The sequence below is a fragment of the Bacillus sp. TCT6 genome, assembly GCF_056033845.1.
This window is the reverse complement of record NZ_JBVYHX010000006.1, coordinates 1-9,221: the sequence shown is the minus strand read 5'-3', so window position 1 is coordinate 9,221 and position 9,221 is coordinate 1. Positions and strand designations below refer to the sequence as shown.

The following is a 9,221-nucleotide window of genomic DNA, read 5'->3' as shown; positions in this document are numbered from 1 at the left end:
GATGAGGGGAACCCTCATGCAAACTCGCCAGGGGTGGCCCCAGAAGGGCGGTTTTTGCCCGCTGGGGTTATCTTTGGGAGTTTGAGGGTTCGGAGGCTCGTGGTCAAGGGAACCGTGGAATAAAAAGCGAGGACGGACCCCAGGACAGGGCAAAAACCAATGTCTTCGCCAAGATTCGTGGTTCTACTGTTAGAAAAAGGCGAATAAGAATATAGCATACATACAATAAGGGAATGCAGTATAGATCAGTCTACAAGCATTTCCTTGCTATAATTATGCTATATTTTTATATAAAAAAAACATATGTAAAGTTTTCTAATTCAATAATAGCCGTTTTTTAAATATGTATTGTATTATTATATTAATAAGATTAAATATGCGATTTATATAAGGGGAGACAGTAAAAATTGGAAGAAACTCAATTTCAAAAAATAATAACTTTTTATGAAGAAAAGCTAAGTAATTCTAATTTGTTTAATAAACAGCATATATGGAGTTTTTTTTATGGATTAAGCGCATTGATTTGTTTTGGAATAATGTATTTTAATCCAAGTAATACTTTATCGTTAATAATTTTAGGAGTAGTATTTCTTACTACATTAGTTATACAGATTGTTTTAGTATATAAAATAGAGAAGGAATTAGGTTCTTTTAATGATTTGAAATTCATGGGAAAAATCAAGAAATGTTTAGATATGATGATAAGTACAAAAGGTTTATTATTTATTAATGATGCTGAATCAATAAGAGTAGAAAAAATGAATAAATTACGTGATTATTTAAAAACAAAAAAAATATATAGTGAGAAATGTTTAAAAGTATATATAGAGATAATGGAGAAAGAATTTGAGAATCGATATACAAATAGTTCTCGTCTTTCGTCACTTACGGTTTTTTTCGTTCCAATATGGGCTTTTGTTATTCAGGTATTATTTAATCCTCAGTCTTTTTCTAAAATTGTTAATGCGAATATTAATGATTTGAAATTTGCGATTATAGCATTATTGGCTTCTTTAATGTTGTATTATTTTATTTTTAGGATCTTTTCTTCTATTATGAAATCAGTTATTTTATTGATTTTTCCAATGAAGAAATATGACATGTTAGATTTAATAAGTATTTTGAGGGAATTATATTTAGAATGTTTTATATTGGAATTAGAAGATCAAAAAAGAATTGTAAAAGGTTTTGTTTATGAAGAATAAAAATTTAGTATACAAAAAAGAAGAACATGTTTCTAGATTTAGAAACATGTTCTTCTTTTTTGTATTTAATTATTAGAGTGTTCTTCTATTAGTACATCCACTATGTTATTCGCTTCTTCTGGAATTATGCTTTGTATTTCTTCTGGGAGTAAGTGTTTAGCTGTTTGTGTTATGGCTTTTGTAGTTTCAGGGTTGTTTTTTATAAATCTATTTGTTGTTGTTACAAATCTAGTAAACCAATTTTTTTTAGTTAACTGATGCATTTGATTCTTTAAAAATTCAACTTCTTCAAATAATTTTTTAACTTCGTTTTTTAAGGATTGTTTTTCAGCTATTTCTGATTTTAATTTTTCTTCAATTGACTTTTTGAATTCTTCTAGTTTTTGTTCTAGATTTTGTGTTTCTTCTGAAGTGAATTGTTCATTAGGATTTAGTTGTTTTTCTTTGAAATATGATTCTACTGTATCTTTTAATTTTTCGATTTCACTTTGATTGCGAATTATTGCTTTAGCTAGAGGTGTTGAAGCAAATTCATTTTCAAGTCTATCAACCCAGTCTTCTATTTCATTAAAATAGTCATTATCATCGTTAAATTGTACTTGTTGAGTTTGCATGATTCTACCTGGTCTAAATTCACAGTAAAAATTTAATGCATTGTCTATATTTGCTTTAAAATAGTAACTTTCATCATATGTATAGTAGATAGTTATTGTTTTTTGTTTAGTTGTTTCTTTTGGTAGCACTATTTTGAAATCTTCTTTATCTATAAATGAATTCTCTGATAGTGCTTCGTTAATATTTTTAATAAATAAATGGCTAAGCATAAAATAATCTCCTTTTATTGTCTTTTTATTATTAGGATACAATAAAATGAAAGTTCATCTAAGTTAAATATAAAAATTATCTAATACATTATCTTTTTCTTCTTTGTTGATCCCGATATATGTAAGTGTGATTTGTGGTGTACTATGATTGAGTATTTCTTGTAACATAGCAACATCTTTTGTTTGTTTATAGAACCAATAGCCGAAGGTTTTGCGCATGGTGTGAGTCCCGATGGATTCTATACCGGCAAAATCCCCGGCTCTTTGCAATTGTCGATATGCTTGGATCTTACTAATGGGTTGATCTCCTTTTCGGGAAGGGAATAACCAGGTACTTTCTAGTGTTTGGCTATAAGAGTATACTTCATCAAAAATAGAAGTAAGGTTAATCATGCGTTCTTTTTTTGTTTTTCCTTCTTTGATCTTAAATTCTTTTCTCTTTTTTCGTTTTAGTTTTACTATGGTTTGTGTTTCGAGTTGGAGTAGATCACTTACGCGTAGTCCGGTATGAATTCCAATAAGAAAGAGAATATAGTCTCGTTCGGAACAATGACGTTTCAGAGCCCATTTCATATCTTCAATCTGTTCTTTGCTACGGATGGGTTGGACATCAATGAGATGTGGTTTTTTGTTCATGGATTTTTACCTCTTTATTTATAGTGTTTTGAATGTATACTTTTATCGTATAAATTGAGGATATCAAGGGATTCGGTAAAAAGTCAATGTTTAAGGGGGAATGAATGTAAACTAATATTTAAAAGTTTACATTGAAGAATAAGAAAAAGAACCTAGTTTTTAGGGTTCCTTTTCTTATTTTGATAATATTTGTATCTTATTGTAGTTTTTATATTTTATAATTAGGTTATTAAAATTTATAGTTAAAAGGATGATTGGATATGACAGTACAAAAAGAAAAGGTAACTAGGCGGGTTGTTTGTAGGAAATGTAAATCTGATCAAATAGTTGGTAACAAACGTGGGTATAATTTTAAAAGGATGTTTTTAATTCTGTTTCTTATGTTAGCTACACTTATAGCTATTAGAATAGTTGTTGAAATAGTTCCTCGAGATTCTCCACTTCAGGGTATTGCTTTATTTGTTGTTTTTTTAATGATGTTCCTAGGGGCACCGATAACTTTATTCAGTGGATTTATTGGTAGAAAAAATATTGTCAATGGTTGTATGAATTGCGGACATACATGGATGCCTAAAAAATAGAATGTTTATAAATCAAAAAAGTAAAAAAGAGTCCTATGTTTATAGGATTCTTTTTTTAGTTTCTGATAACATTGTATTAATTGAATGTAGAGGGTGATTTAGTAAAGATTTAAATATGTGAACCATTAGTTTACATGTATTAGATTAATAGTTTCTTTATTGATTAAGGGTTTATATGTAATGATTTCTTAGAGGTGAATAATATGAATTTAGGTTCGCAATTGAAAAAGTTTCGTGAATCAAAAAGCTTTTCACAAGAAGATGTGGCTCGAAAGGTTGGAGTGACTAGACAAGCTGTTTATAAATGGGAGAGTAATAAAAGTTATCCTGATATTGATAATTTGATTTTACTTAGTGAATTATATGAAGTAACAATTGATGAGTTAATAAAGGGATCAGAGGATGCTAGGAAGGAGTTAGATAAAAAGGATAAGGATGAGTGTGAGGATGAAAATGATTTTGGTTTTTTTATAGGTATTGTTCTTATATTTATAGGGATATTTATTGGTATCGAAGGAATTTCCTTATTTATAACTATATTGGGAATGTTGATAATGGTATTTTATAGTGATGTAAAAAAAGCAATCATTAATGAATTTAAAATAAAAAGAAGACCGAACTAAATTGTTTTTCTAGTTTGATCTTCTTTTTATTTTATAATAAACAAATAATAAAAAGTTTATATTGTAATTAATGAAGAAATTAAAGAAAAAATATTAATAATATCTTATCTTGAATTTATCTTTTTCGGAAGAATGTTCTGATGATTCTTTTGAGGAAAATGATGTCATAATTTCTTGTAAATCTTCTTGTTTTACTAAGGGTTTTTGATTTTGACGTATAGATTTCTCTTTTAATTCATTTACCATATCTTCAACACTTGTATTTTTGCAAAAAATATATTTAAGAGTTGTTAAAAACCAAATAAAAGTTCCCACTGTACTAAAGATAAATAAAGCTTGCCAGGTATTTGCTGGTAAGCCCATAGCATTTTTAAAATTAGCTGTAAGAAGGGTTGCTAATAGCGTAAAAAATATACTAATTGGAGCTATCCAGCTTTGTTTTTTTTCAAGTTTTTGTTTATATTGCGACATATGTAAATTTAATTTATCTTCAGTTGTTATAATAAATTCTTGTTGTATATACACATGTGTATTTGAATCATTAGCTAAGTTTTTTGTTAATGAACTAGTTTCAATGTTAGAGTGGGCATTAGATTTCCGAGTCATTGATTATTGTCACCACTCTTATTATTTAACATTCCTAAAGCTCCTACTGCATGTTGACTTAAATAACCACAATTTTTACAAATAATTACTACTATAGGAACTGATTGTCCTCCTAGAACCATTCCATCTTCTATTGAAGTTTGAACACTGTGATTAAAATAGCCATCTAATATAGAAAAATTTTTATGATTACATCTTGGACATGGTCTAGTAGCTCCTCTTTCCTCTAAAATTTTTATAATTTCTTCTTGTTTATTTTTTGACATAGACAATTTTATAACCACCTTATTTTTAAATGAAATAATAAGTATATAATATATTAGATTTTGATAATATTAAATGGGGTAGCATATATAGATCAAATAAATTTGATTGTTGTGTTAGAGGAATAAATAAATTCTGTTTTTATAATACGAGACAAATGATGTTGTATTAGGGAAGTTATCCTGATAGGGAAGTAAATCTCTATTTAAAATTTTACTTTCGAAAAGATAGAAAATGGAGCAAAGCGACAACCGTTTTTTTTGAATGAGTGAATGGAATTCCGAGAAAAAACGGTAAAGTTACTAGGAAAATTCCTAGTTAGTCAAAAACAACGTTTTTGGGGTTGGGCATGTCAAACCCGTATCTTGCCCTCTCTTTTTCCTTTAGAATTTTACATTTTCTACTTCGTTCTTGGTTACAAGAACGTTGCTGGTTGATGTTAAGTAATCTTTTGTTTTTTATAATGAAAATAATCTTTTATTTAATAGTTTTACATTGGATAACGAGAAAAAGAACCTTTTTAAGGTTCTTTTTCTCGTTATGATAATATTTGTATTTTAACTGGTTTTTGGATATTTAGTAAAAAACATTAATTAATTCGAAAATTCGAATTTTTGTATTGACAAAACACAAATAGCCATCTTATACTATAAGATGGAAATAGGTAAATAGTCTATTAAATTTCTGTTTTTTTAGATCTGATGTTGGAGCATCAGATGTTGTTTATTCACTTAACAGTGATTTTTGGAAAATTGATTACGGTTATCATCTTACAATAAAGTGAATGTCAAAATCAAGTCTTTTGATAAAAGAAATTTATAACAAATTTCTACAATATTTATTTAAGAATACCGTAGAATCGTTGTTAGAATGTGATTAATCCTTTATTTGAACAGTAAAAAGGGAGGATAGTTAATAACATAAATAGTAGCTATTTACTTACTTCACTAATTTAAAGGAAGTAGGAAAATTTATGTTAATTACAGGTAAAAAAAGAATAAGAAAAATCGGTAAATATTTAGCACATCTAGAAGAAGGGAATATTGCTTATATTGGATTAAGTCTTACAGAAGAGGTTGTTTCTCGATTAAAAGAAATTGGATTTGAAGGTGGAATTGTAGGTGAAACTTTAATACCTTCACCTAAATTGGGCAATATCAGTAAATTTAATGCGAATGGGAGAGAAGTACCTCAAAGAGATTTGCCAAAAGAAACGCTTTATCGGCAGCATCTTCATTCGTGGACAGATTGGCATGGAACAGATTACTCTCGAATAGTAGATATTCCTTATAAGAGATTTCCACGTAAACTGATTCCTGGACCTTGGGTATCATTAACAATTATTAAGCATAATGATAAACAGTTTGTTGTAGCTGGGGATGCTATTATAAAGGGACAAACACCTGATAAAGATATAATTCATCGAATTAATTTGATGTTAGAAATTTTTAAGTGTACGGCTATTCTTCAAGAAAATTTAGAACAATATGAGGTACCAAAGGTTAAAAAACTAGATTGGGATATTCTTCCTTCTGGAAAAATGCCGTGGGAACAATTTCAAAAAAGTTTGATGCCACTTTTAGAAAGAGCATCAAATAACAAAAAAGTGATTATTACTGAAAGATTAGAAACTGTTTCGAAGTATAATCCAGATTTTCATGCTATAGGAAAAAATGGGTATCGAGGATATATTATCTTTGGGTTTATTGAATTAAACTTATATGTCTTTGAAACTGCTGAATATGGAAATGCAACTTATGTTTTTGAAGGTAATTGGGAGAAAATTTCTCAAATGACTAAAACTGATATTGTTGCTGGAAATCTACACAAACATCGTTTCATCCATAAAGAAGGGTGGAAAAAACAAGTGAAAAATCTTTTTCCAAGTAATGATGATAAGAAAATTTCATAAAATAAAAAAAGAGTCCCTATTATTTAGGACTCTTTTTTTATTAGTTATAACAAAAAAAGCCAATCATGATATAATTGAGTTGCGACGCTACAACTATACATAAGAGGCTTTTTTATTCTTATAAAATTCTAATTACATAATAGCATAAAAAAAGTCTCCGTACTAGTTGTAAATACTAGGAACAAGGAGAAAAATTATGACAAATACTATCAATTTAAAACAGGCTGAAAAAAATGCAAGATTGAGAGATATCGAGGATTTGAAGATCTTGTCAGAAGAAGAGATGTATTTAGCAAATGAACTTCAAGCAAAAGCTAATTCTCATGGTATGAAGCTAGTACCAGAACGGAAAGTAAAGAATAAAGCTAAATTCGCTCAAATTATTCAAGAGAATTGGTTATATCTTATTCAGAATAATTATTTGAAAAACGAAGAAATTATGTTTTTAAACAAAATTATTGGTTTCATAGGGTTTCGATCTAATTGTATTGTTCATGATATTAATGCAAAAGAGCAATTACCTATGACTCAAACTGAAATAGCACAAAAAATAGGTTCTAGTAAAAATACAGTTAGTAGATTAATAAAACAATTAATTGAAAAAGGTCTAATTGGACGTTTTGAGTCGGGTAGAGATGGAATTAATGCTAGAATGTATGCACTGTACATAAATCCTAATGTGATTCTTTGTGGAGATCGAGACAATATTAATCAAACACTACAAACTATGTTTATAAGAAAACCAAAAGAGTTGAAAAATTTACCTATAAAATTAGTGTAACCTGTATGAATTTCATACAGGTTTTTTTGTAACTTTCATAGTTATCGAATTCGATAACTAAAGTTATCGAATTCGATAACTATGAAAAATCTTGAAACCCTTGGTATTATTGGTTTTTTTCTACTTTTGTATGCTTGTCCCTTCTCACTCTCTATATAAGGGGCTAAAAGTTCCGCAAGGAACGGGTCGTATTTTCTTCCGCGTTGCTATAGAAAATCTCCACCCTTTTCGCTTTGCTACATCCTTGCAAAACTTTTTTCGGCTCGAGTTTTGGCGGCACCAAGCCGATACATCCAAAAGCAACTATTTAGGTTTATCGGCTTGAATTTGCTATTATACGAGCCGAACCGCTAATGCTTTCGAATTATAATTTCATTTACCACATGTATAGATACGCAATACGTGGGGTTTCGTCCCCACACGACGAACCAGCCTCTTCTCCAAAAGTCAACGGAAGAGCGAAGTACAATGGAACGACAACAGCCGCGCCATTGTACTTGTAATTAAATACACCATCATAGCGCTCATTTTTCGTTCTAAGAGCGTTATTTTGATTTTGTTAGGAAATCTATTAGTTTGTGTTTGAAATCTAATAGAAACGATTTTGAGGAGTTATAAAAGCTTTTTTTGGTTTTATATACGAGGAAGAATTGTTGATCTAAGAGTGAAAAAACAAGTTTTTAGTCCTCCGAAATATCCATTGGAAACCCATTGGATATACGTTGAAAATACATTGAAAGTACGTTGGAACTCCATTGATTTTTTTGTATTTGTGATATCACGTTTTGGTTAGGCGTTGCCTAACCTGTCACCCTTGGTGATAGCAAAAATTCCTTATGCTCTTGCACTTGTTGAAATTGTTCTTTTCTTTTTTGATCTGGAATCTCTAATTTCTAATTTTATATAATGATTTGTTCCAAAGTTATTAGAAAAATTTTGTGGCGCGGCCATGGTCTTCGCTATATGGATTAATTAATAATTTATTAAGAAAAAAATGGAGTATAACTTAGATCCGTGAAGAATTTGTTATTTTTATATGACAGAAGGATATGAACCTTAGTAAAATGAATTAGTAAAAACCTAGGTTTAATACCTAGGTATCAAGGTTGATATTTTTGAAAATAACCCTTGATATTTAAAAAACTTAGGTTTTTATCTAGGTTTTAAAGGTGGGTAAAAAGATGGATAAAAGTGAAAACCTAGGTGAAGAAAAACCAGGTTATATAGCGATGACTGTTAAAGAAGTTGCATTATGTTTAGATGAATCGCCAAATGTTATAAGAAATTGGATGAAAGAATTAAGGATGTATATTCCTTTAGAAAAAAATGAATCAGGATACAATGTTTTTAATGAGAAAGCTCTCGAACAAATGAAGATAGTTAAACAATTGCATCGAGAACAAAATTACTCAATGAAACAGATTGAACATTACTTTGCTACGGGTGGAGAGAGTATAAAACCTGTTCCTAGCAAAGAAGTTGGAGAGATTTTAGCTGAAGAATTAAAAGCATTAAAAAATGAAGTTAGTAGACTAAGAGAACATAGTGAGAAACAAGAAGAATTTAATAAATTGTTAATTGAACAATTACAAAAACAACAAGATTATATTGATAATAAATTAGAGAAACGGGATCAGAAATTACTTGAAACAATGCGTGAAGTACAAGAAACAAAAGCATTAACAGCATCTACTGAATCCAAAGGTTTTTTTGCGAGGTTATTTGGAAAATAACTATTTTAAGATTTATAATCTGAGTCCTGGCGTTTATGCCGCGAAAGTTCCTTGAT

At 29.2% G+C, this 9,221-nt stretch carries 10 protein-coding genes; 6 read left to right on the top strand and 4 right to left on the bottom strand.

Annotated elements, in window-relative coordinates:
• The first annotated feature begins 407 nt into the window (after positions 1-407).
• A complete protein-coding gene (locus AC0ONG_RS30205; protein ID WP_474205389.1) occupies positions 408-1,205 on the top strand; it encodes a hypothetical protein in 798 nt (265 codons plus the stop codon).
• 65 nt (positions 1,206-1,270) lie between these two features.
• Here the strand turns inward: AC0ONG_RS30205 and AC0ONG_RS30200 are convergent, their stop codons facing one another.
• Together AC0ONG_RS30200 and AC0ONG_RS30195 are read right to left on the bottom strand one after the other, a co-directional pair.
• Entirely contained in the window at positions 1,271-2,029 is a 759-nt protein-coding gene (locus AC0ONG_RS30200) for a hypothetical protein (protein ID WP_474205387.1), read from the bottom strand.
• Positions 2,030-2,092: 63 nt separating this feature from the next.
• Complete coding sequence (locus tag AC0ONG_RS30195; protein ID WP_474205385.1) at positions 2,093-2,665, bottom strand: tyrosine-type recombinase/integrase; 573 nt, start codon at positions 2,663-2,665, stop codon at positions 2,093-2,095.
• A 260-nt stretch (positions 2,666-2,925) separates the two neighbouring features.
• Here AC0ONG_RS30195 and AC0ONG_RS30190 point away from each other — a divergent pair, with 260 nt between their 5' ends.
• Positions 2,926-3,246 (top strand): hypothetical protein, encoded by a 321-nt coding sequence (locus tag AC0ONG_RS30190; RefSeq protein ID WP_474205383.1) that lies wholly within the window; start codon positions 2,926-2,928, stop codon positions 3,244-3,246.
• 203 nt (positions 3,247-3,449) lie between these two features.
• The gene (locus tag AC0ONG_RS30185; protein WP_474205381.1) at positions 3,450-3,869 is read left to right on the top strand and encodes a helix-turn-helix domain-containing protein; all 420 of its coding nucleotides are present in this window, start codon (positions 3,450-3,452) and stop codon (positions 3,867-3,869) included.
• Between the two features lie 93 nt (positions 3,870-3,962).
• Here AC0ONG_RS30185 and AC0ONG_RS30180 read toward each other — a convergent pair whose 3' ends face one another.
• Both AC0ONG_RS30180 and AC0ONG_RS30175 read right to left on the bottom strand, forming a co-directional pair.
• Positions 3,963-4,475, bottom strand: coding sequence for a hypothetical protein (locus AC0ONG_RS30180; RefSeq protein ID WP_474205379.1), 513 nt, complete (start codon positions 4,473-4,475; stop codon positions 3,963-3,965).
• Complete coding sequence (locus tag AC0ONG_RS30175; protein ID WP_474205377.1) at positions 4,472-4,741, bottom strand: hypothetical protein; 270 nt, start codon at positions 4,739-4,741, stop codon at positions 4,472-4,474. Before AC0ONG_RS30175 ends, AC0ONG_RS30180 begins: the two co-directional genes overlap by 4 nt.
• Before the next feature lie 971 nt (positions 4,742-5,712).
• Between AC0ONG_RS30175 and AC0ONG_RS30170 the strand changes: the two genes are divergently transcribed.
• The 3 genes from AC0ONG_RS30170 to AC0ONG_RS30160 all read left to right on the top strand — a co-directional run bounded on the left by AC0ONG_RS30170 (position 5,713) and on the right by AC0ONG_RS30160 (position 9,165).
• Positions 5,713-6,651: a hypothetical protein gene (locus tag AC0ONG_RS30170; RefSeq protein ID WP_474205375.1), complete on the top strand. Its 939-nt coding sequence runs from the start codon at positions 5,713-5,715 to the stop codon at positions 6,649-6,651.
• 196 nt (positions 6,652-6,847) lie between these two features.
• On the top strand, positions 6,848-7,432 hold the full coding sequence (locus AC0ONG_RS30165) for a helix-turn-helix domain-containing protein (RefSeq protein ID WP_474205373.1): 585 nt from the start codon (positions 6,848-6,850) through the stop codon (positions 7,430-7,432).
• A gap of 1,181 nt (positions 7,433-8,613) precedes the next feature.
• The gene (locus AC0ONG_RS30160; protein WP_144514783.1) at positions 8,614-9,165 is read left to right on the top strand and encodes a MerR family transcriptional regulator; all 552 of its coding nucleotides are present in this window, start codon (positions 8,614-8,616) and stop codon (positions 9,163-9,165) included.
• Positions 9,166-9,221: the final 56 nt, after the last annotated feature.